This window comes from Marinobacter sp. SS21 (assembly GCF_028369065.1).
Classification (GTDB): Bacteria; Pseudomonadota; Gammaproteobacteria; order Pseudomonadales; family Oleiphilaceae; genus Marinobacter.
This window is the reverse complement of the sequence record NZ_JAQNDA010000006.1, coordinates 134,231-158,115: the sequence shown is the minus strand read 5'-3', so window position 1 is coordinate 158,115 and position 23,885 is coordinate 134,231. Positions and strand designations below refer to the sequence as shown.

Below are 23,885 nucleotides of genomic sequence, written 5' to 3'. Positions count from 1 at the left end.
GCCAGGTTTCGTCAGGCCCAACCCAAGACACACCTATCAAATACATAACCAGCGCAACTGGTAACCCGATACAGAAGAACCCTTTGCCATACATTCCAAATCCGTTGATCAACCTGGATCGCAAGGCTAACGGTGCGAAACAAATGCATTCATGGTCCTGTTGCCCCTGATCTCCTGTTCCAGCGAGCAGGTCCCCTCGCTTTTCAATTCTTCGAAGAGCCTCCGGTCGCCAGCGAGCAAAGAGGTTAGACGGCATCAATTCTTGCGTGCCGCCCCAGGGCAACCGGAAACCGGCTGAGCGTCCTAGTTTTGAGTGACTGAAATCCTGGCTCTGGATGGGTTGGTCGGGTATCGAGTCAGGGCGGTAGGCACCGAGGCCATAGTAGTTCATGCCGTCAGGCGGAGTCAGGCTGGTCATTCAGGCTTACCTTGTCGTCGAACCAGAAAGGCCGGTTTTCCTCGCTCAGATGGGCTTGTTTTTATCTCCTCAAGCATTACCAATTGGCTGTCTACGTGCTCCGGACCTGGAGCGACCTTGACGAGACTCCCGTGAACCACGGCCATAGGCGAGCATGTCCTCTGGCGTCATGTGCGCATAGCGTACCTTCTTTGCCATCAGGTTCGGGCGTTGCTCGGTGTTGATGCGCAGGACCTGGTTGTACAGCTCGTTTTCCTTTTGCTTGAACGTTTCGTCGTCCATATCCCGCCAGTAGCGTTCCGGCCGGCCGGTCTTGCGGTCGTGTTCGGCGGTCACCGGATCCTTGTGCCGGTGGGGTTCCAGCACGGGAAACTCCGGCAGGGGCCGGGTTACGTCCATGTAGTTCTGGAGGAAATCCCAGAGCGCGTAGCAGGGACGGGAAACGTGGTGCCAACCCAACAGGATATCCCCTATGTGAACCTCCAGCTTGCTGTAGCGGTGGCACAATATGAAATCGAACCTCGGCCCATACTGGGTGGCACCACCTGCCACCCAGCCGTCGAACTCATAAAAGGGGGCCTCGATGACCGTCGCTTTACGCCTCCAAAGGAAAGGGATCGTCCGGCGGTAGCGCCACACCCGGACCAGACCGGTACGGCGGTTGAGTTCCCATTCAGGCCCCCGTCCAGCCTTTACGCACCATCGAGGGAAGAGTTCGAATACGAGCAAGGACGATAACCACATGAAAGCCGGTGTGCCTGATATCACCAAGAAAAATGGCCAGACTTCTTTTAGGGCAATTAACAAAGTTGAGCCAGTAAGGTAGGCATGCATCAAATAAGTAACAAGCCCAAGAGGTAAACTAACCCAGAAGAAACCTTTGCCGTATACCTCAAACACATTGATCAACTTCGACCGGAAAGCCAGCGGCGCATAACAAATACTTTCATGATCCAGTTGCCCCTGGTCTCCCGTTTCAGCCAGCAGATCCCCGCGCTTTTCAATTCTTCGAAGCGCCTCAGGTCGCCAGCGAGCAAACAGGTTGGATGGCATCAGTTCTTGCGTGCCGCCCCAGGGCAGCCGGAAACCGGCTGAGCGTCCCAGTTTTGAGTGATTGAAATCCTGGCTCTGGGCGGGTTGCTCGGGTATCGAGTCAGGGCGATAGGCGCCGGTGCCATAGTAGCCGCCGGAAGTGGTAACCAGTTTTGGTGGGATTTCGACAGAGGAGTGCATCACAACCTACCCAATCACGCCAACATAGCCCCTCGTGGTTCGTCCGGCAGCGGCAGCCCCCTTCCCTGGATGCGGGCATCCAGAATGCAAGGGTGGTGGAAGTTCGTCTCCTGTAGACGGTTTTTCCAGCGTAGTTCGTGGTCCTTACGCCAGGACTCCCGGGTGACCTTGCGCCACTTGAACGGGTCCCGCCCGGTGTGTTCATCGTATGCGGCGGTTACCGGGTCCCGGGCACGGAAAGGCTCGAAGATAGGTACGTCCGGCAGGGGGCCGCTCACGTCCATGAACTGCTGAATCATGTCCCAGTAGGCATACACTTCCTTCTGGTTCATAGCATCGGTAAGCAAGCCTTTCATCCACAGTTGGTGTTTGCTGTAGCGATGCTGCAACACCAGGTTGAAGTAGCGGCCGCCCCGGCCGGAAGGGGTGTGTACCAGGTAGGCGTCGAACTCGATGAAGGGGGCCTCGAAGACGGTCTTGCCTTCCTTGACCCGAACCAGCCCTTCCCGGCGATACAGGCCCGTGGGATTGGCTCGCTGACGCTTGTCGGTGAGGTAAATCAGGAGTAGGCGGCCGTACTTGCCTCCGAAGTAGCCTATAGCTATGAGTAAGTAAATGACCTTAAAAGTATCATATATCCACAGCACACCTTTGATGGATGGTTCTGTAAATAAGACTTTAAGAATTAAAAGGCCCAAGGGGAAAAAAGAGATAAAGAAAGCGAGCCAAGAACACATATACAGCATGTACAAGAAGCCCTGCAACCCACTCAGGAAACCCTTGCTGATAGAGAACACCGCCCCCCCCCAGGGATAACCGTCCTCCACATCGTTTTCACTCTCAAACAAGCCAGCGTAAGCTAATTGCGCCTCCATGGTGTTGGGCACTATTGGATTCTGGTTGTGCCCCCAGGGCAGACGCTGAAAAGCCTTGTCCATGTCCGCGTGCCCTCCCGGTGGCAAGGCCGGGATGGCGTCGGAACGGTAGGCGGTGGTTTGATAGACATCATTCATAACGGGTCAACTCGTTATCGTGAGCCAGCGGGGGTTATCCCCGGTGCATTCCGGTTCGCCCACTGTCGGTACCAGCGGCTGGTCCAGGTCACTGGTCGGCAACAGGCCGCCGTTGCCCAAGGCAACCTGTACCTTGGCTTTTAGCTTTTCCAGGGAACGGAACCGGCCCATGCCCCGCCATTGAGGTTTGGGCACATGGAAGCGCAACATCTGGCGTTCGGCGTCGTAGTACACAAATTCAGGTGTGAGGGGCTTCACCGTGCCACCAAGATTCCAGGTCATCCAGAAATGGGCCTTGAACTGCTCTTCGGGCCTGTCCACCAACAGGAAGGCAGCGGAGCTGATGGCAATCACATGCCCTTCGGTGCGCTGGTTGTCCTGCAGCCAGTCCTTTTCCTCATTGGACAGCAGGCCCTGGTCATTAAACTCCGCCAGGTTACCGCTGGCCCCGGTTAGCGGGAACAGGGCGCCCACCAGGAACTGGAAGGCGTCCTCAGGTGCGTCGTAGAGATGCTGGAACTGGCTGGCAGGGTCCACCTTGCCAAAAGGTCCGTTCTTGAGCCAGGTCTCCAGGGTGTCGTCGGTGCGGACAATGGCCCAGACCAACGCCGCCAGGGCTACAATCAGGGCGACGGCCGCCAGGGCCGCCGCGAAGCTAATACCCAAGATCGGCACCAAACTCGTCCCTGCCAGATGGGAGAACATGAACACACCGAAACCGGTCGCCGCCACAAAGTACCCCGCCGCAGCATCATGGTCGTTGGCCTGTACCCGCTGTATTCCTTCCCATAGAGCCAGGACCACCTCCAGAGCCGCGCCTGCGACACCTGCGAACTTAGCAATGGACAGCACTTTATCAGTAAATAGCCTCCCGGCGGCCCACTTTAGCTTCTGGTTGGGGATTTTATCTATCTCTAGCAACGGCCTGGTGAGCCAGGACAAACGAGTTTCCCTCGCCAGGTTCTCGGCCTCAACGATATGCCCAAGCCAATATAGGAGATTGGCTACCCCATAAAAAATCGAGGTTACTTCTTTTACTGGAATACCCTTATCAAAGTCTGAAGAAAGGAACGCGTGGGCGCTATTGATGACGTTAAACCCAAACACCCCCAACATCCCCGGCGGTGCCCAACGCATCAAGGCATTGCTGGCCCGGCTCGTCAAACCCTGTGACATTCTGGCGGCCACGCTATCCTTATGGGCCATGAGAATCTCCACCTGCACGGCCGCGGTCGGAGTACCGCCTTGGATACCCGCCACCGAGGCGGTATTGGCGATCATCTTGCCATTGCCATTGCGGATAACGGCGTAATTCCCCTCCATGTCGGGCCCTACCCGGTTGACCACACCGCCCTTGGGGCGAACAATCTGGCTACCACTGGCCTGACGCAGGGCGTCGTTGATGGCCTCGGTTGAGAAGCGGGCAAGGCCGGCTTCCTGATTACCGAAGCGGATGCCCAAAGCCACCATCTCCGGATTGGGGTTGGCCAGCAGGGGGTTGGCATGGCCCACCACAAGTCCCCGCAAGAACGGGTTGCCCAGCTTCATGTAGCGGGTCGGTATCTGCAGGGTGTCGGCGACCTGGTAGATCGGGCCATCACCGATCTTGCGCAGCAGCGCCCGCTGGACGGTGAGGTAGAACTCGCTGCTGAGGTCGGCCATGAGCTGGCCCAGGGTGGTGTAGGACACCTGGGCCCATTGCAGTAGGGCCGGATCCGACATACGGGCGATGTTGTCGACGACAGCCTGGCGTTCCTGCTGGCTCAATTCGTACTGCTCCCGCAAGGGTTCCGGCAAGTCGCCAACCTCCGGCCGCTGGGCCTGGAGCCATTGCAAGAGTCCCGGCCGGGGCTTGCCGGAACCGTCGTTTGGTTCAACCTGGCATTCACTGATGTCGTCACCCAACGCTTTGTCGAGGGGCGCCTTATCCGCGTCTGCGCTCAGGTAGGTAGCCAGCCCGGTTTGTCCCCGCGCCAGTTTCTCGATAAAGGCGGCACCAGCCTGGTCTCGGTATGCCTCCCGATCCCTGGTAACCTTGCCCGCCAGGGGATCGAACTGGAATACCGACGTCTCCAGGTGGGCGAGCAGTGGATTCAGGGTTTGCAAGGCAATGGGGTAGCACAAGCCATTGAGGGCAAAAAGATCGTTGAACACGGGAATGGCGTTGTTTTCCAGAAGCTCGATTCGGCGCTGGATCAACTCGTAGCAGGTAGCACGGCAGGACTCACGCTCCTCCTTGCGAAGTGCCTGGTCCAGTTTCTCTGTATCCACAGCGTGGCGGTAATCATCAAAGGGGCCACGCTCATAGCCATTGTGGTCAAACATGGCCGAGTGCACCAGCATGGCACTCTTGAAATGAGGGTGATCCTGACTAGCCTCTGCGACTGTCTTCAGGTGAATAAGGTGCAGTCCGGTCTGGCTGGTGAGCCATTCCAGTTCAAACAGTACATCCGGCAACGGTACAGCGGGGATGTGACGTTGCCTCAATGGTGCAAGCTGATCCTCTTCCCCAATAGCGGACGCCAGACGCTTGCGGACTTCATCCAATAGCTCCTTGCGGGCGACCTCGGCCTTGTCTGCCAGCAGCTCATCGCCGACGCCCGCTTGACCATCAGTTTGGGCCCGCCAGTCTTCCCCAACCAAATCATCCATCCAGCGATTCAGGCCACTGGCGACGTCAACAGCCTCCGCCGCCTTGCAGACGTAGCCTTCCTGTCGTTCCAGCTCGCCCTGAATGTGGTGAAGCACCGTGTTGTCCCGGTCCAGACCACCACCGTCCAGGGACTGGGTCACCCGGAATGGGTTGGAAGCGTCCTTTTCCCGTCCCGGATCGCGACGGCGGCAGGGGACGGTCTGGTCTAGCGGCATCCAGCCGAAGCCGGCATGGGCTTCAGGACCAAACCGGCGCCGGTGCTCATACCCGTCCAGCCCTCCCAGGTTCTCACAGCGCGTCTGTCGACGGGCATCAATGGCGCGGGCCCCTTCCTTGCCATAGGCGGGGATACCTGTCAGTTCCCGGTAGCTGGCAGGCAGGTGAATGATATCCTGGCCGGATTCCAGTGACTCAATGTAGTCCCAGCTCCACTGCTGTTCTGACCAGGCCAGTTCGACGTCGCCAATGGTCCATTCGGCCCTGGCAACGCCCTGGAAGCGGGCCGGCACCCAAAGCGTGTCCAGGGCGACACTCACGGAAGGTCTATCATCCAGACTGACCCGGTCCTCGGGCGCGGTAGCCAGCTTGGCCCGCTCTCGCCAATGGGCCAGGTCGACATCCCTGAGCTTGCCATTTTCGTCGGTTTGGAGTTCCCGCCAGAGGATGCCTCTCCAGAACACGTACAGGTAACCGGGACGCAGCAGTGCGTGGCCCCTCTCTCCGCCCACCCAGGGCAGGCTTGCCAGCGGGTACACCGGAAATAACAGGTTTGGCTGGGTACGGGCTGCAAGCCGTGTTGGCTGCACATCGTCAAGCAGGGGCAGTCGCAGTTGTCCTCCCTGCTCCGTATCAATCGTCATCGTCAGCGTGTGATCAAAACGCTCGGCACGGCCCACTGCGTAGTCGCATTCGTAACGCTGGTGCCATTGCTTCTGCGCCATGGTGAGCGCATTAACAACTTCGCCGTTCTTCTCCAGTACAAGTCCGTGACCTGGGTGAACGTCCGTGCCCGCCACTTCCACATAGAGCCGCTCAGGCTCCTTGCAGGGGGCCGCAGCAGTAATGTCGCCGGTGTCTGTCATGCGTGAGTATCCTTCCAATTCCGTTTGGCCGCCAAACCTTCCCGAATGGCATCCAGTTTTACTGTATCCAGGTGCAACCAGCCTTCCTCCAGCTGCTCGTCATCAGATGAATGGTCCATCCCTGATTCACCGAGGACAGCTTTATCATCAAGGAGCCATAACCACTTGGTTATAGGCCCATGGAGCTTGGTACGTTCGGAAACCTCTAAAGTGGGGTACAGGGCTCTCATGATCCAGGCGTCATAAAACCGGAACAGCGCATCTGCTCCGTCCCGGACACGGGCCGACACCAGTGTACGCATGTGGCAACCGACGCCAGCCAGATCCTGCTCCGATCCAACCAACGATCCTGCCAGGCGAGGAAAGTCTGTCCGCCAATGCCTTATCCAGCTACCTGGCTGATCAAGCTTGAGCAAGATCGGGCCCACCTTCGCCAATTCAGTATAGGAACCGCACTGGTAGAGGGATAACCACTCCGGATTCGGAATCGACGCGTATATCAGTTGAAGGGTGTCATAGCCAGGATCGGCCCCTTCAAGAACGGCGTACCAGTTCAGGCTATCGGTAAGGGCATGGCCACTGGTGACCTCATTCAGAGCAAATTGACGCATCAAGCGCTCTCCCGACAGTGGCAGTTCTCAAGTGGGCAGCTGCCATCGGGCTGTTCCATACATTTCTCGACCAGGGCGAGGTCTTCCACGGCCGCCACTTCCAGGGCGGCAATCATGTCATCGGGCTTGCCAATTGATCTGAGACCAACCGTTGCCAAAGCCACCGGCGCCACCGCCCCGCCATTGGCATCCACCAACCCCGGCAGCCCCGGTACCTGCACGCTTTGCCCTGATCCGCTGCCCGGCGAGCCGCCGCCGTTAAGTTTGACGGTGGGTCCACTCAGGGCGACGCCGCTGGGGTCGATTTTGACGAAGCTGCCACCGGCTTTGAGGGTGATTTCGGCGCCGGCTTCGATGATGGCTTTCTGGCCGGCCTTGATGTGGAGTTCGGTGCCGGACTCGCTGAGCCAGGCGGTGCCGGCTTTGAGGTGGAGGGTGCCGGTGACATTAAAGCTGTGGTCCTGGCCGATCTGTTCACGGCGCTCGCCATTCACCGTCAGGTGATCGTTGGCTTTGATATGACCGATGCGATCGTTTTCCACCGTCAGGTGGCTGTCGTGTTTGATCACTTCGGTGCGGTCGTGTTCGGTGAGCAGATCCAGGTCCCTCTGGGCGTGGAGGTAGATCTGCTCCTGGCCCGCTTCGTCCTCGAAGCGCAGCTCGTTGCTGCCCTCGCCCTTGTGACTCTGGGTCTTCAGCACGGTGCGGGTCTTGTGTTCCGGCAAGGCGTAGGGCGGCGTGTTGGTGGCGTGGTAGTTGCGGCCGGTGATGATGGGCTGGTCCGGGTCGCCATCGAGGAAGCTGACGATGACCTCATGGCCAATGCGCGGCACTGCCATGAAGCCGTACTGGCCGCCGGCCCAGCCCTGGCTGACTCTGAGCCAGGCACTGCTGTGCTCGTCATCCTTGGAACTCTCTACCTCGCCTGACAGCAGGCGCCGATCCCAGGGAAAACGCACTTTCACCCGGCCGAGTTCGTCGCAGTGGATCTCCTCGCCCGCCGGGCCGGTAACGATGGCGATCTGCGGGCCGTCCATCAATGGGCGGTGTTGAACCTGAGGGCGCCAGGTCCTATCCGCCGGGATGGCCTCGAAGGTGTTGTGGTAGGTGGTGGGATCGCTACTACCCTCCTCTTCCAGCGCCTGGGGCTGCTTGCCGGTGTGGACGATGCCGGTCAGCAGCCAGTCCCGGTTGAGCGTGTCCTGGCTGTGGCCACTCAGGGGCAGCTTGGCACCGGCGGCGAAGTCCGGGCGGTTGCTGCTGCCGCGGGCGACGCTGGCGTCGTTGCGCAGGGCGTCCAATCTGGTCTGGCTGAAGGCACTGCCGCTGGCGTCGGTCTTGAAGCGGCCGGGGTAGTCGTAATATTGATAATCGTCGCGCTGGTGGTCGATGCCGGAGGCGGCCTGCTCATGCATCAGGGCGTAGGCCGGGTTACGGAAGGTGTAGTCCTTCATCGCCACCGAGGCAACGCGGACCCGCTCCCGGTACTCAAATCTAAAGACCGCCGGCTGCCGGCTGCTGCCGCCGGCGCTGGCGTTGTAGGTGGCCTCGGGCAGCGTCACAGTGTCGCCGTGGTGGTCGGAGAGCACCAGCGGCTGGTTAACCGCTTCCGCATCAAACCGCCCGTCAACGTCAAATCGAAAGTGCCAGCCTTCCTCGGCGGCGAGCCGCTGCAGGAAGTCGAGGTCGCTCTCCCGGTGCTGAACGCAATACTCCCGTTCCTGCGGGGCGCGCTTGAGGTCGAACACCGTGTCGGCGATGCCGCGCTCGTCCAGCAGGGTCTTGAGGATGGTGTCTGGGCTCTGGGCCTGGAAAATGCGGCTGTTGTGCATCAGCCCCAGCCGCCACAGCGCCGGCTCCACCACCAGCTGGTAGCGGGTGCGGCGGTGGCCGCTGTCGCCGCGGGCGAATTCGGAGACAACGCCGGTGAAGCGGCGCAGCAGCTGGCCATCCTGCCATACCGCCAGTTCCACGGGTTGTTCAAGGACTTGATCCAGGGAGGGAGACACACTCAAGGAGGGGGACAGACTTAAAGTCTGTCCCCCGGAGACCATGCCGATACCCGGATCGCTGCTGGCCAGCTCCAAGGTGCCATGGAACAGCTCGGACAGGGCTTCGGTGAAATCGAAGCCGACCACCACAAACAGGTCGGCGGGGAGAGTGCCCACGCGGGCGGTAAACTGCAGTCCCCTCGCGAGGGAAACGGAGGCCTGGGGCATGTCTTCGATCCTTGAAGAAACAGGTTCCTCTACCGGGAACAATAAGTTGGGCTCATCCTGAGCTCACGCTTGATTATAACCACCACTCTCCAGAAGGAAACCCTGAGGCCAATGCGAAGCACTGGAACTGAGAGGTTGACCAAATAAATTCTCCGGCCCGCCAAGCTGATTTCATCAGACAACTGGTGAGAGTGAACGAACACCAAGGGAGCCATACTCAAGAAATTATCGCCACCCGGAGGGTATCCCGCCATCGGCCACGGAGTGGAACGGCCCCCAACGTGCGGTGAATCACTCCGCCTGGAAGTGGTCTTCAATCGCTGACGCCGGTTCCACTGCCGATCAGGGTACCGCCGCAGGTGACCGCGTCGCCGGTCAACGCCACCGGTTTGCCGTCGACCAGCACCGTCGGGTTGCCGGCCGCGACGAACCGGGGATGGGGCGGATGCTTGGGTTTGGAGTGAATGGCCAGCGGATCGCCCAAGCGAGCGATGGGCTTGCCGTCCAGCAGCACCGTGGTGCTGCCGGCAATGACCGGCGTCGGCGGGAAACCTTCGTGATCGGTGCCCAGGTCGCCTAGCAGAACCAGTTTCTTGGCCATAAATTACCTCCTTATGTGTGACAGGGCCCCGCACCATCCCGGTCGGGGCGCCTTGGCTTTGTGGTGGGCGGTCTAGTACAGGCTGCGGGGTATCCGGTACCCGGCCAGTAACTGCTGGGTAAACGGGTTGGTGTTGCTGCCGGCATGCAGGCGGTACCGCATCTCGCCGCCGTCCAGGTTGAACCTGACGTCCACTGCGCTGGCACTGACACCGGTGATATCGGCCTGGTCCAGCAGTCGGAACAGCGCCCAGGGCCCGGAGGCCGACAGGCTGCGGGGCGAGCGGTTAACCTGGGTCGGCACCAGGGTGATCCGGCTTTCCACGGTCTCCCGCAGGGTATTGGGCCAGACCAGGGGAATGCTCTGACGCGGGCCATGGCTGAACTCCACCAACTGACCGTCGACATTCACCACACTGCGTCGCTTGTTCGATGACAGGTTCAGCGGCTCCATCGAGAACTCCACATCCAGGGTGCCGCCACGAGTGAAGAACGCCTGCCGAATCAGATCCGCACCTTCCAGCGCCGCCAGCACGTCGCGACGAACCAGCGACGCCCGCCGGGACACCAGCACATGCTCAGGATGATCTTCCAGGAACAACTTCAGGTTGTCCTGGTAGAAGCGATTGAGCAGCCCTTCCGGTCCGAAGAATCGCTCGAAGTCCTGCAGCGCCGCATCCCTGCCGGCGTCCGGATTGAACGGATAGTGCCGGGCGAGGGTCTGCTGGAACGGCTGATACACGTCCCGGTACCACTGCCGCTCCAGCTGGGCCACCGCCTGGTCGAGGATGACGCGCCAGCTCTCGGTGGCCAGCTTTTCCAGCATGCGATTGAGGGGTGCCGGCTGGTGGTCGGCCAGCCGTTGCAGGGTAAAGATCGGGTCCGCCCCCTGCAGCGCCATGCGGGCACGAGCTGCCGACAGGGCCGCCTTGCCACGGTCGGGCGCTTCCTGAATTCCCCGCAGGTAGCTGTGCAGGTTGCTGACCACCTCCGTGATCTGTTCCAGACCGCTCGTTTGATCCTCCCCTTTCGCCAACAGCTGATTGAGATCGGCAAACTGGCGCTCAATCTCCTGCGCCATGCGGTCATGGGACGACGGTGCCAGTGCCTGTTGCGCCAGCGCTGCACCCGCCGCCGGCCGGGGCAGCAAGACGGTGTTGTGGTGCACCCTGCGCAATAGCTGGGCCAGTGGTTCGTGGCCGCTGGTAAGACTCTCCAGAATCCGCACGCCGTGATTCAGGTCCTGGAATCGCTGGATATCCAGATGACTGAGGGCCTGGCGCCAGGCGGCCACGTACTCGTCGGCATAGCGATCCTGCAGCTGGGTTCGCAGCCGTTCTTCGTCCGCCTCACTGAAGTCCACATTATCCCGGCGTCCCAACACCCAGGCGTCGATCAACGCCAGCTCTGTCACGGCTCCGGACCGACTCATGAAATAGCCTTCCAGGCCCTCCCGGGTCAGCATGCCGGGGATGACCAGCGGATCGTCCTCCCCCCGCAACTCCATGGGCAGTGGCTGGCCATGGCGGTCCAGACGGCTGAATACCACACCAAAGGCTGGGCCCGATTCTCGTCCAAGATCCAGCGGAGCGCGGAAGGATTCGCCCGCGGCTTGCTGCAGATCCTGGTACACCCGCTCCGAGGTGGGCACCCGGCCCAACTCGTCCTGGGCCCACTGTACGCTGCTGCGGAACGGTGTCAGGGTCAAATCGGCGGTGCGATCTCCGGCGGCAACCATCGCCGCCAGATCCGTGTGCGCCAGGCTGTAATCGAGGTGACGCAGCAACCGCTCCTGCACGCTACGCTGACCGGGGAAGTACCTTTGCCAGTAAGCGCTCATGTAATCGGTCACGATGTCTTCCCGGCGGCCACTGCCGTCGTAGAGCATGCGCAGTACCCGCAGATGATGCAGCCGCTCGGAGCCGTGGTCCGCCGCCCGGCTCATCTCCTCCATGACCCCCAGCATCAGCGCCGGCATGAACTGGTAGGCCAGCATGTCGAGATAGGAGGCTTCCACTTTCGGTCCCACCCGGTCACCCTGGTACAGGCCCATGTCGGAAATCAGCGGCCATCGGTCCCGGTAATCCCCAAACGCCAGGGTGGCGTCCCGCAGTTGGTCCAAGGGGCCCAACAGCTTACGACCGGTGGTGTCAGGCTCATACCCCAACGGCCGCCAATTGGCGATGAAATGTTCAACCCCGGCGTCCACCCGGGACGCCGCCTCTGCGTTCTTGATAAAGTAATGTTGCCAACCGGCCGTCATACCCAGGCCCGCCGCCAGGAAAACCACCGCCGCAACCGCCATCCGGCGGCGACGGGAACGAACCACCCGGCGGTTGTCCCCCGCCAGCCCAGCCTCTGGGTACACCACACTGGGAAACAGTGCTTCACTGAAATAGCTGATGGACTGGCCCTGTCGCTGCGCCGACTGAATAGGCGCGGCCAGGCCGTAGCCGGCGGCGGCGGCGGTCACGAAGGCATCCTCCGGCACCCCCTCCTGGTACACCGAAGTAAAGAACGCACCACGAACCAGGGCCGGGGTGGAAAACGCATCGGCACAGAGAAAATCCGTCAGGAACTGAGACAATGCCGGCCCTATGCCGGCCATCTGACGGGTAAAGGAGTAGATCGCAGCCCGTTCCTCGCCATCCCGGGTTTGCGCCAGGGTATGGGGCAAACGCTGGTTAAGCCGTTCCAGCATGGCCCGATACTGGGCGTCGAACTCATCCAGCCATTCATCCGGGTCGCGGGCACCGTCCACCCGGAACGTGAAACCGAACGGCTGCTGGCGCTCGGCCTTGCTGAGCTGGCGAAAGCACGGGGCAAATCCGTAGAGCAGGTCCATCTTGGTGAAGCTGACGTACACCGGTAACCGGCAGCCCAGCTGCTCCATCAGTTCGCGCAGCCGGGCCCGCAGAGTAATGGCCTGGGACCGTCGCTGCTCCGCCGAGGCGGTAGTGAGCTGGGCCAGATCCACCGTGACCACCACGCCATTGAGCGGCCGCCTAGGGCGGTTCTGCTCCAGCCAGCCCACGAAGTGCTGCCACAACCGCTGCGGCATCTCGCCGCGACCGTCAGCGCCGGCCTGGCTCAGCAGCTCGCCGTCCGGGTCAATCAGCACGCCGTTGTCCCCGATCCACCACTCGAAACCGAGGGGGTTGCGTTCGGTACGGGCATTGCGGGTGACGTTGCTGAGCGTGTAGCTCTGGCCGGCCCGCTGGATCAGGCTCGACTTGCCCGCGTTCTCCAGGCCGATGACCAGATACCAGGGCAGCCGGTAAAGGCCGTTGCGTCCCGTCACGCTTTCCTTCAGCGCCTTAAGCTGACGGTCCAGCAGCCGCTGCTGACGTCGTTCGAACACCAATATGGGGTCTTCTTGCTGACGTTGCTGATCCGCCTTGTCCCGATTGACCCGCCCCAACCGGCGGGCCATCACCCAGCCCCACACCATGACCACCAACAGCACCACCGCCAGGGTAACCAGCGCCCGCATCTGCCAGGCCGCAAGCGGATACTCGTGGTTGATTTGCCAGCGTGGCCCCAGCCACCAGGTGACCACCAGAACTGCGATCACCGCCAGCATCAAGGTGACAGGCGCGGCATTGCGCAGATAGGGCCATAGCCATCGACCAACCAGTAACGCATTTCTCCACATGGTTTCCATTCCTGTATGTCCTGTTGTTCCGTGCGTGCGCCGTTGTCAGGCGAGTCGTTCCAATCGGGCCGTCAATCCCGGCTCCCAGTGGTCCAGGTTGAGTTCTCGGGTTTGTTCCCGCAGATCATGAACCTGCTGATTGGCCAGGGTGCTCAGACCGCTTTCCCGCAGCAGTTCGGCCGCCATCAGTCGCCAATAGAACCGCGTCCGGGGCTCGTTGGCGGCGGCTAGGCCCGCTTCCATCCGTTGCATGGCCGGGCCTAGCCCCTCCTTGGCCAATTGTTCCCGAGCCTGTTCATAGGCCTGTTCCCAGGATTCCGCACCACCGCCCCGGCTTTTGCCTGGCGCGGTCAATAACCAGTCCGCCACGGCCTTGGGCAAAAACGGTGTACCGTCATTGAAGGTGAGGGATTCCAACACCGGCAGGCGCTCGATAAAGCCTCGCAGGGCCGACCGTATGGCGTCACTGCATTCGCAGTGGCCCAGAGATTCGGCCACCTGGGCGCTGAGCGAATGCCCCTCCAGCCAGAACGGACTGACCGACAGGCTCTGTTCGATGCGTTGCCACAGCGCCCGGTCCGGCGCCTTGGCCAGGGCCTCCCGGTAATCCGAGACCCGATCGGCACTGACCGCCGCCAGGTCGGTTCGGCCGCCATCCCGGCTCGGCGGCGCGGCGGTAATGCTGTACCAGATGGCGTACCGGCGCAGTTGGTAGCCCAGTGGATCGGAGGGCGTCAGCTCGGTCAGCAGCTCCGCCACTTTCAGCAGGCTCTGACGGGTTGCCCGTTCGTCGCCGGCATCCAGGGTCAGGCTGCCCAGGCTCGGCGCAGGTCGGGACGCGGCCGTGTCGCTGGTGTCGGCGGACACTGGCGACGCGGGTTCCGGAGTCAGGGTCGGCGCCGGTGCCTGGCTGGCGGCGGGTAACCGCTCGATATGCCCCTTCAGCTCGTACAGCAACTCCTCCGGCAACTGCTGCTCTCCGGCCAGCACCAGCAACTTGGCCAACAGATCGAGGCTGTAGCTACGTCCGTCACCGACTCCGGCATCGAAACTGAGTTGCTGCACCTCGCCCAGGGCCCGCTGCAATATCTGCTGAAACAGCCGCTTGCGAGCCCGTTGACCCCGATCCCCGGGATAGGGCCAGGCCTGCGACCACCAACTGGTCAGCGCCCGCTGCAGCAGAAACAACGACAGCGCGAAACGCTCGCCATTGCCGCCCCGTTGCAGGCACAGCAGCAGGAAGCCCAGCAGCTTGAGGTCTTTGCTGCGATCCGCCAGCAACTGCAGCGAGTCACGCTCGATTCGGGGCCAGTCGATACCGGTGTGTGCCAGCGAGCCCACCTTCATGATCTCGTCGTCCAACCAGGCCAGGGTGGCGTCTTCCTGCAGCGACTCGCCCATGGCCGAATGTCCGGGCAGCGGGTCGAGCACCTGATCGGTATAGGGGTGCTGTTCTACGGCTTGCATGTCATCTCCTTCCCTGCTGTTCCAGAATTACCAGCCACAGGCTTCCCGCAGCGGACGGAGTCCGGCTGCCAGGCCGGCCAGGTCGAACATCAGCCCGTCGACTTCGGCTTCACTGGAATGCAGCTGAGTCTGAGACTGGCGGGCCAACGCCTTCAGGGTGCGAATGGCGGGCAACCCTCGTCCCGCGCTAACCACATAGCCATTGTCCCGCACCCGCCAGAGCTGAGAGTCGCCGGACGCGAAGGTCAACTCCACCCGCTCTCGAGCCAACGGCTCCGCCAACATCAGCGCCAGTTCGGTGATGTTGTTATGGCACTGCACCGTGAGTAACGGCCTGGGGGGCACCGCACCCAAGGCGGCGAGCGTCAGCAGGTGCCCGGCGGCGGCACCGGTGTCCCGGTAGATGACGGCATCCTCTGGAGTCCGCGCCTGTTCCTGGGCGTAGGCCGCCAGCCAACGGAGCGGTTGTGGCGAGGCCTGAACCGGCCGTTGTGACGTTGGCAGGGGAGTGCCGAACACGGCGTCAAAGCAGGCCAGACGGGCCAGACGCTGCGGTTCCTCGGTGCAGCTGCGGGCTGCCTGCAGGGCATCATCCCCGGCTTGGGCACAGGCCGCGACCAGCATCCACACCAGCCCCAGCAGGGCTCGCCATTCCATTCGCTTGATCATGGGCATCAAGCCTCCGATACGTTGTATTTCTGGCACTTGTGGGCCAGGGTGCGCTTCGGTAAACCCAGGCTGTCCGCCGCCAGGGCCCGATTACCGCCAAACGCCCGCAAGCGGTCGGCAATCACCGCCGCCTCGAACGCCTGGGCGGCTTCGCGCAGGTTGTCGATGTCCCGAAGCATTGGTACGCCCGTCGGCGTATCCGTAATCCCTTGAAAGCCAATGGCGCCCTCGTCCGGTTCCGGCGCGCAGAGCAGATCCAGCCACAGCGCCTCCGGCTGGATGTCGTCTCCCGGTGGCGTCTGCAAGCAGGCGTACTCGATGACGTTACGCAGCTCCCGGACATTGCCGGGAAAGCGGTAATCCGCCAGCTGGCGCAGCGCCTGGCTGCTGATGCCCATGGGTCCCTGTCCCTCCCGCTGCTGGTAGAGCCGGATGAAATGTCGGCACAGCGGCTCCAGATCGGCGATCCGTTGCCGCAGCGGGATGACCTTGAGCGGCACCTGGCTGAGGCGGTAGAACAGGTCGCGGCGGAAATGCCCCTCGCCGATCCGTGCCTGCAGGGGCTGGTGGGTGGCCGCCACCAGACGAAAATCGGAACGCTCCTCCTGTTGGGCGCCCAGCGGCCGGAACTGGCGGGTTTCCAGCACCCGCAACAGCTTGGACTGCAACGCCAGCGGCATGTCGCCAATCTCATCGAGGAACAGGGTGCCGCCATTGGCCTGGGCCAGCAGCCCCTGCTTGCTGCGGTCGGCGCCCGAGAAGGCGCCCTTGGCATGTCCGAACAGCTCGCTCTCCAGCAAGCTATCGGGAATGGCCGCACAGTTGACCACCACGAAGGGGCCACTGGCACGAGCGGAATAGTCGTGCAGGCCACGGGCCACCAGATCCTTGCCACAGCCGGTTTCGCCCTGGACCAGCACCGACAGTTGACTGCCGGCGGCGCGGACGATCTGCGCCCGCAGCTCGCTCATCGGCTCGGAGGGCCCCACCAGGGTAGCGGCCAACTGCTCGCTACGGCTGCGGACCGCCTCGCTGTTGTGGAGCTGGTCCAGTGAGCGTTTGAGATAGCGGCGTTGCCAAGCCTGGTCGCTCTGCTCCAACGCCTGCTGCCAGCGGCATCCCAACAGGTTCAACAACCCCCGGAACAGGGGGCGGGCCAACACCGATCGCCAGTGGGTAGGGTCGCTGGCGCACAGCATGGCGACACCCAGCAGTCGCTCGCCATCCCCGAACACCGGCTGCAACCAGATCGAGCGCGGACGCCGGCTCACCTCCAGCAGGGCCTGAAACTCCGGCTGATCCAGGCGGTAACAGGCGTCCCGGGACAACTCACGCCCCTGCCCCTGTTGCAGAACATGAGCGAAGGGATGACTGAAGTCATCGCAAGCAAAGCTTCGGTCGACCGCGTCCCCCACACCGTTCAATGCCCGGCCGCTGGGCTCCAGCGCAAACAACCAGCAACGACTGACGCCAAAGGCCTGTTCGATTTGTTTCGCAGCCGTTGCCAGCAGCGCCCCCAGGTCCGCCTGGCGTACCAGTTCTAGCGCCAGTTCGATGTCGGAATGCAGTTCCGTCTGCATCTGTCCCATGGTGATGTCCCGTTAGCTGACCTGGCCCGAAAACTGTCCGTCCGTCACACCCAGGCGCACCTCTGTCACTGCCTCGCGACGGGCCAGCTTCTCCAGCAATCCCTGCGAGACCGGCGGCAACAATTCGCCCTCAATGATGGACTCCAGCATCCGGGCGCCGTTTTCACTGCGCTTGGCCCGGCGGCGAATCGCCTCCACCAGGCCATCTTCAAGCACCACCTCGGTGTGGTAGCGGCGCTGGATTTGCTCCGCCAGGTGCGCCAGTTTGTCGGACACGATGCGATTCAACGTGTCCTCGCCCAAGGGCAGGTACGGCACCACTTCCATGCGGGCCAGTAGGGCCGGCTTGAAGAAGTTCGCCAGTTCCGGGTACAGAGCATCCGCCAGCGTCTCCGGCGCGTCGGCCCGGTCCACGATGGTCTGGTAGCCGAGGTTTGAGGTCAGGAAGAACACCACGTTTTTGCAATCGATCAGGCGGCCTTCGCCATCGGCCAGTTCACCCTTGTCAAAGGCCTGATAAAACAGGTTGAGCACGTCCGGGTGTGCCTTCTCCACCTCGTCCAGCAATACCACCGAATAAGGCTTCTGGCGGATCGCCTCGGTCAGGAGGCCGCCTTCGCCAAAGCCGACGTAGCCCGGGGGCGAACCTATCAGCCGGGAGACGGTGTGCTTTTCCTGATATTCGGACATGTTGATGGTGGTGAGGAACTGGCGCCCGCCATAAAGCAGCTCGGCCAGCTGCACCACGGTTTCGGTCTTGCCGACCCCGCTCGGCCCCACCAGCAGGAAGGCCCCCAGCGGGCGGCCAGGGCGGCGCAGGTCGGCACGGGCGGTCAACAGATGCCGGTGCAGGCTGTGGATCGCCAGATCCTGGCCTTTGATGTGGCGATTCAGGTGATCCGGCAGGTGGGTAATCTTCTCCAGTTCATCGGCGGTCATGCGGTTGACCGGGATTCCGGTCCAGTCGGCGATCACCTCCGCCACCTGGCGGGCATCGACTCCGGCGTGGACCAGCGGCTCGTCCTGCTGCAGGCCGGCCAGTTCCTGTTCCAGGGCCGCCGCCTGTTGCTGCAGCGACCCGACATCCGCGATTTCAAGCTCGGCGTCCGAGTCACTCAGCAGTTGTTCACGTACCGCAACCAGTTGCGCCACCAGGGTGCGCTGGGTCTGCCAGCGGGCGTCCAGCTCCTGCGCCTCCGCTGCCAGATCGTCGATGCGCGCCTGCAGCACCTGCCGGCGCTCGCGGTCACCGGCCTGACCGATGCGCTGTTCGCGCACCAGCAACTCGTCTTCCATCCGCAACTGGTGCAGTTCGCTACGGACATGACTGAGCCGCCGCGGCGGCGTCGTAAGGTTGAGGCTGACCCGGGCACTGGCGGTGTCGAGTACGTCGATGGCCTTGTCCGGTAACTGCCGGCCGGCCAGGTAACGGGCCGACATCTCGGCGGCGGCCTGCAGGGCGCTGTCGGCAATCAGCACCTGATGGGCCGTCTCGTAAACGCTGCGCAGACCACGCAGGATGTGCAGCGCCTGCTGCGGGCTGGGCTCGTCCAGGGCCACCGGCTGAAAGCGGCGACTAAGTGCCGGGTCCTTCTCGAAGTACTTCTTGTACTCGCGCCAGGTAGTGGCAGCGATGGTACGCAGCTCGCCACGGGCCAGCGCCGGCTTGAGCAAGTTGGCGGCGTCGGAGCCACCCTCGCTGTTGCCCGCACCCACCAGGGTATGGGCCTCATCGATGAACAGAATGATCGGCGTCGCGGCGCCCTTGACCGCCTCGATGACGCCCTTCAGCCGCTTCTCGAACTCACCCTTGACCGACGCCCCCGCCTGCAGGGCACCCAGGTCAAGGGTCCACAGCTCGACCTTGCGCAACCGCTCCGGCACCTCGCCGGCGACGATGCGCTGCGCCAGGCCTTCGACCACGGCGCTCTTGCCGACCCCGGCATCCCCCACCACGATGGGGTTGTTCTTGCGGCGGCGGCAGAGGATATCGATCAGCTGGTCGATTTCGCCGTCCCGGCACAGCACCGGGTCGAGCTGGCCGTCCCCGGCCATAGCGGTGACATTGCTGGCGTAGCGCCTGAGCGGATCGAGGTCGGCGGGCGCCGACACTGGCGGGCTGCGGCTGTCATCGGCCGGGAGCTGCTCGACCGAACCCTCGGTGAGACGATCGAACTGTGTGCGCAGCTGTTCCCGGTTGATGCCCCTTAGCCGTTGGCTGAGCTGGGGCAGTAAATATCGGTCAGCGTTCAGCAGCAACGCCAGCAGCACGGCCCCGGAGCGCAGCTCACGGTGGCCCAGCTCGGTGGACGCCAGCAGCCAGGCGTCTTGCAACAACTCAATCAGTAGCGGCGAGAACGACGGGTAAGGCTCGGCGGTCTGCCGCTCCCCCTCCAGGCTGTCGCCCACCAGCGGCTGCAGCGCCAGGGCATCCACCCCGGTGTGCTCCAAGATCTGGCGAACATCGGAGAACGGCGTTTCCAGCAGTTTGAAGAGCAGGTGCGCCGGCGTGATCTCCGCGCCCTGGCGACTGATACACAGCGCCGCGGACGATTCCAGGCCCTGGCGGCAAATAGCGTTGAGGCGCTCGACCAGCGCCGGTAGTTCAACCCGAACCATAGTGATCTCCTTATCCTATTTCGGCAGCTGTTCCAGCACACGGAGCAGCTCCCCGATACGCTCGTTCAGTGCCAGGTGGAAGAGCTTGTAGACCCCGGCCATGGCAACCACGAACAGGCTACCGATTCCCCACACCGGCAGCCCGGACCGGAATCGGTTCCGCGCCGGCGCGACGTGGCTCAACGGCTGGGTGAGCGGTTCCAGGACCGACTCGCCAGCCTCGCTCAGCAACCGTTCCTGCAGGCCGCGGATAATCTGCTCATACTCCTCGCGGCCGTTGGCCATGACCTTGTAGCGACCCTCAAAGCCCAGGCACAGACACAGATGAATGAGCTCCAGCATGTCCCGGTAGCGCTCCGGCTCCCGTTCCATTCGGGACAGGATGGCAAACACCTTTTCGCCGCCCCAGGTCTCATTGTGGAAGCGCGACAGTAGCGACTGCTGCGACCAGACGCTGTGGGCGCCCCAATCGGTGCCCAACACCGCTTCATCAATAAAGGCGCACAGCACATAGCGGTAGGCCACCAGCACCGGGCGCTCATAACCCTGCTCCAGCAGCGTACGGTCCAGCTCTGCAATCTCCTCCACCACTTGCTGATACAGCGCCGCTACCTGCTGGAACGCCGCCAGCCGGCGCACCCGGATGACCAGGCCCAACAGCGGATTGGCGGCATCAATCAACCGATTGTTATCCACCCCACGCAGCTGGAATGAGGGATCGACGGCGGTCTCGACCGAACCCGCGCCCTGACGCTCGGTAAATAGCATCTCGCTGAAGGACGGGTTGCCGCGGCGCTCGTTCGCGGTCTCCGTTACCGGTGCCTCTGCCATGGCTTAGCTCCTGATCGCCCAGAATTGCATTTCCATGCCGGGGAAGTCCCCCGCCACGTGGAAGGCGAAGCCGCTGGCGCTGTCCAGCATTTGCCAGGCCTGGCTTTGCTCGTCCAGCCGGAAGTAAATGAATCCGGCGTGATAGGGCAGCTGGCGGGGGGCCACCGGCAACGGCGACAGCGGCACCCCGGGCAACTGCAGGCTGATGAGATCGCGGATTTTCTCCACTGAGGCCACCTTGCATTGCTGGATGAAGCGCTTGCGGAGGTCGTCCAGTGGCATGTCCGCCTTCACCGCCAGGATGAATTCGGCCTGGCCCATCAACTGCCGATCCTGGATCGGCGCCACCGTCAGACCGTACTGACGCTGCTGCAGCTGGATCGACAGCGCACGGGGTTCCAGCACCGTGCTCAGGGCCTGGCGCAGGGTCTGCATCAAGGGCGCAAAACACGCGGCCGGCAGGTCGTGGTCGTAGGGGCTGTGCTCCTGGGGCAAACGGCGCTCGTCGGTGAAGGTGACCAGCTCTCCGCATACCGCCAGCAGGGCCTCGTACAGTCGTTCGGGGTGGAGCTGACGGAGGCGGGCCAGGTGCATGAAATGGGGGTGAACCCGGTTGAGCATCTGCAGCAGCATGAAATCCGCCACATCCGCGACCCCGCCCTGCCCCGGCGCGCCGACCCGATCGGCAATGTTGCGTGCCCGCTCCCGCATCAGCCCGGCCATTTCGCCGACAAACCGTTGCAACTGGGGCGCCGCCCGGACACTGAGCATGGTGGGCAGGAAGTGGGGGTCCATCACCAGACTGCCATCGGGCCGCTTCTCCAGAATCCGGCCAATCGCCAGGCAGGCGTAGGCGCTGCGGTCGTCACGTTCCAGCAGCAGCCGTGGCGCCACCTTGGCGACGTCGATGCTGTGGGCATCGCCATCGATGGAGTGCAGGTCCCGGATTTCCGCGCTCTGGGCGCGGAAGCGTCCGGCCACACCGGCCTCGGGCCACTCGACCTCGGCCAGGCTGTCGCTACCCAGCGGCAGCGCCAGGTACACCAGCTGATTGGCTACCGAGGCCTCCTGAATTTCCAGGGGTTCCGGCATCACATCGTCCTGCGGCAGGCCGAAGCGGGTGCCGTCCGGAAACAGGCCGTGGGCCCGCACCAGCCCGATGCGCCCGAAACTCAGGTATTCGGCGTTCAGCTCCAGGCTGGCGAAGCCATAGAGGTAGTCCGACAACGCCAGCCCGCGCTCGTGGAGCTGGTGCTCGAAATAGCGTTGCTGCTGCTGAAAATGCTGAGGCTTGATGAACAGACCGTCACTCCAGATCACCCGATTGTTCATGGCCATCAGGATTCTTCCGATTCACGCAGATGAACTTCCCGGTCCCTCAGGTTGACCAGCAGGTGGTAACGCTGGCCGATGGGGGCAACCCGGAACACTTTTTTCCACTGGGACAGGTTGGGGTAGGCATAAAACGCAATGATGCCGACAAACCGGGTGTCCTCATGAATCTCAAACGGTTCAACGAACTTGAACTGTCCGGGCACCAGGGTGTAGTCGCTGTGGTCGATGTAGTTGCGTCCCAGGGACGCCTCCAGATCGCCCAGCAACTGGTCAAAATCCGCCGCCATGATCCGCGAACTGTCGCGCATCTCGATCACCTGGAAGGCAATGGGGGTCGGCGCCAGGGCCTCATTGGGGTTAACGTCCGGCTCCGCCAGCATGGTGAGGTCCACCCGGCTGGGCAGGTCTTCCGGGTAACCGACCGGAATATCCGGATCCCACAGCACCTTCGCGGTCTTGGTCACCGCGTTGTAAGGCGTGCTGCACCCGGCCATCAGCACGATGGCAACCAGCAAACTCCCTTTGCAGTACTTCACGTTAGGCTCTCCCTTTGCAGTTGACGCAGGTAGTGGTCGTAGGCCTGTTCGAACACCTCCTGAAACAGGCGTTCAAACCCTTGCTGACGACTGGAGCTGAGCTCCCGGTAATAGTGTTGGTACATCTGCCAGGCCCATTGGTCCTCGTTCTCGTCCGTCCCCAGCCCCCGCCGGTAACCGTGAAAACGCTTGAGCAACGCCGCCGGCGACAGTGCCTGCAGAATCGCCTCCAGTGCTTCGGCAATGGCCGCCTGGCTGGCGCGCTGATGCTGCCGCAGGCTGTCCAGGCTCTCCCGCACTGCCGCCGGTGCCGACAGGTGCACAGGGCTACGCTGGCCGGCAAACAGGGTCTGCACCGTATCGCCATACTGCTGGTCCAGCCGCAGCGGGTTATCCTCTATGGGTTGCAGCCGGGTCCGCAGGGCCCGGTGGCGACGGTCCTCGCTCTGGTGCAGCGCCAGCAGCCCCTCGACGGTAGCTTTTAGGGTCTGTCCCGCTTCCTCCAGGAACAGCCGCATGTCGTCACTGTCGGTGAACTCCAGCTCGCTCGCCATGCCCCTCAGCAACGGCGCACCGCTGATATGGCGGCGACTGTGCTGATCCAACGAGGGCCGGTCAGGTGGCTGACTTGGGGATTGGTGTGGGGGGTGGTGTGGGGATTGTTTCGACATCGTATTCAAGCCTCCTTGCTGCACCGGCAAGCCCAGTGCCACGTCCCGGTTGTCCCGGCATTCATCGGTTACGGTAGCGGCCTCGGCCTGCCACTGAGCCGGATTGGCCAGCATCGGTTCCGGCTCCAGCGCCTCCGCCTCGCCCGGCAAGGCCCGGAAACCGGCCAGCGGATCACTGCTTACCGGCTCGGCCGGCCCGCTGCTCAGCTCAGCCAGGGGTTCCTTTGCACCGCTCGGACCGGCACCCTTGTCGGCGCCACGCCACAGCTCGCCTTCTTCGCCAGCCAGCAGGCGGTCATCGGAGGGTGCGCCGGTATCAATCGTCAACTCGCTGCTCGCAATCGAGCCACTCAGTTCGGCTCGCAGCTGGTAGCGGCCAATGCTGATCTCGTCGCCGTCGTTCAACCGGGCCCGACGACCGCGGCCAACCGGATGCCGGGCACCATTGATGTAAGTCCGGCCGCAGCGATCGATCAGACAAAAGCTGCCATCGATCAGGCGCACCTCGGCATGTCCGGCGACAACCCCGGTTCGGTGAGACGACAGCTGCCAGCTGTCGTGCTGCGCCGAACCGATGGAACCTCCCTCGATCCCGAACAGGTGTGCTCTGGTGCCGCCCCGGCCAGGACCGACGGTGTTGGTAACGGTGATTTGCAACCGTGGAGCCTGTTGCTCGTCCATAAC

General features: G+C 62.7%; 15 protein-coding genes. All 15 read right to left on the bottom strand.

The window, feature by feature from the left end:
- Positions 1-487 precede the first annotated feature (487 nt).
- A complete protein-coding gene (locus N6L25_RS10090; RefSeq protein WP_271979803.1) occupies positions 488-1,651 on the bottom strand; it encodes a hypothetical protein in 1,164 nt (387 codons plus the stop codon).
- Positions 1,652-1,665: 14 nt separating this feature from the next.
- The gene (locus tag N6L25_RS10085) at positions 1,666-2,664 is read right to left on the bottom strand and encodes a hypothetical protein (protein WP_271979801.1); all 999 of its coding nucleotides are present in this window, start codon (positions 2,662-2,664) and stop codon (positions 1,666-1,668) included.
- 6 nt (positions 2,665-2,670) lie between these two features.
- Entirely contained in the window at positions 2,671-6,399 is a 3,729-nt protein-coding gene (locus N6L25_RS10080; protein ID WP_271979799.1) for a hypothetical protein, read from the bottom strand.
- Positions 6,396-7,010, bottom strand: coding sequence for a DUF4123 domain-containing protein (locus N6L25_RS10075; protein ID WP_271979796.1), 615 nt, complete (start codon positions 7,008-7,010; stop codon positions 6,396-6,398). The genes N6L25_RS10080 and N6L25_RS10075 overlap by 4 nt, the downstream gene beginning before the upstream one ends.
- Entirely contained in the window at positions 7,010-9,229 is a 2,220-nt protein-coding gene (locus tag N6L25_RS10070; RefSeq protein WP_271979794.1) for a type VI secretion system Vgr family protein, read from the bottom strand. Before N6L25_RS10070 ends, N6L25_RS10075 begins: the two co-directional genes overlap by 1 nt.
- A 313-nt stretch (positions 9,230-9,542) precedes the next feature.
- Positions 9,543-9,830, bottom strand: coding sequence for a type VI secretion system PAAR protein (locus N6L25_RS10065; RefSeq protein WP_271979791.1), 288 nt, complete (start codon positions 9,828-9,830; stop codon positions 9,543-9,545).
- Between the two features lie 72 nt (positions 9,831-9,902).
- Positions 9,903-13,493, bottom strand: coding sequence for a type VI secretion system membrane subunit TssM (tssM, locus tag N6L25_RS10060; protein WP_271979789.1), 3,591 nt, complete (start codon positions 13,491-13,493; stop codon positions 9,903-9,905).
- A gap of 36 nt (positions 13,494-13,529) precedes the next feature.
- The gene (tssA, locus tag N6L25_RS10055; RefSeq protein ID WP_271979787.1) at positions 13,530-14,951 is read right to left on the bottom strand and encodes a type VI secretion system protein TssA; all 1,422 of its coding nucleotides are present in this window, start codon (positions 14,949-14,951) and stop codon (positions 13,530-13,532) included.
- A gap of 27 nt (positions 14,952-14,978) precedes the next feature.
- Entirely contained in the window at positions 14,979-15,620 is a 642-nt protein-coding gene (gene vasI / locus N6L25_RS10050; protein WP_271979785.1) for a type VI secretion system-associated protein VasI, read from the bottom strand.
- Positions 15,621-15,625: 5 nt separating this feature from the next.
- Positions 15,626-17,200: a sigma-54 interaction domain-containing protein gene (locus N6L25_RS10045; RefSeq protein WP_271980005.1), complete on the bottom strand. Its 1,575-nt coding sequence runs from the start codon at positions 17,198-17,200 to the stop codon at positions 15,626-15,628.
- Positions 17,201-17,221: 21 nt separating this feature from the next.
- The gene (gene tssH, locus N6L25_RS10040) at positions 17,222-19,828 is read right to left on the bottom strand and encodes a type VI secretion system ATPase TssH (RefSeq protein WP_271979783.1); all 2,607 of its coding nucleotides are present in this window, start codon (positions 19,826-19,828) and stop codon (positions 17,222-17,224) included.
- Positions 19,829-19,843: 15 nt separating this feature from the next.
- A complete protein-coding gene (icmH, locus tag N6L25_RS10035) occupies positions 19,844-20,659 on the bottom strand; it encodes a type IVB secretion system protein IcmH/DotU (RefSeq protein ID WP_271979781.1) in 816 nt (271 codons plus the stop codon).
- Positions 20,660-20,662: 3 nt separating this feature from the next.
- Positions 20,663-21,997 (bottom strand): type VI secretion system baseplate subunit TssK, encoded by a 1,335-nt coding sequence (gene tssK, locus N6L25_RS10030; protein WP_271979778.1) that lies wholly within the window; start codon positions 21,995-21,997, stop codon positions 20,663-20,665.
- Positions 21,997-22,530 (bottom strand): type VI secretion system lipoprotein TssJ, encoded by a 534-nt coding sequence (tssJ, locus tag N6L25_RS10025; protein ID WP_271979776.1) that lies wholly within the window; start codon positions 22,528-22,530, stop codon positions 21,997-21,999. The genes tssK and tssJ overlap by 1 nt, the downstream gene beginning before the upstream one ends.
- Entirely contained in the window at positions 22,527-23,882 is a 1,356-nt protein-coding gene (gene tagH / locus N6L25_RS10020) for a type VI secretion system-associated FHA domain protein TagH (RefSeq protein ID WP_271979773.1), read from the bottom strand. The genes tssJ and tagH overlap by 4 nt, the downstream gene beginning before the upstream one ends.
- Positions 23,883-23,885 lie beyond the last annotated feature (3 nt).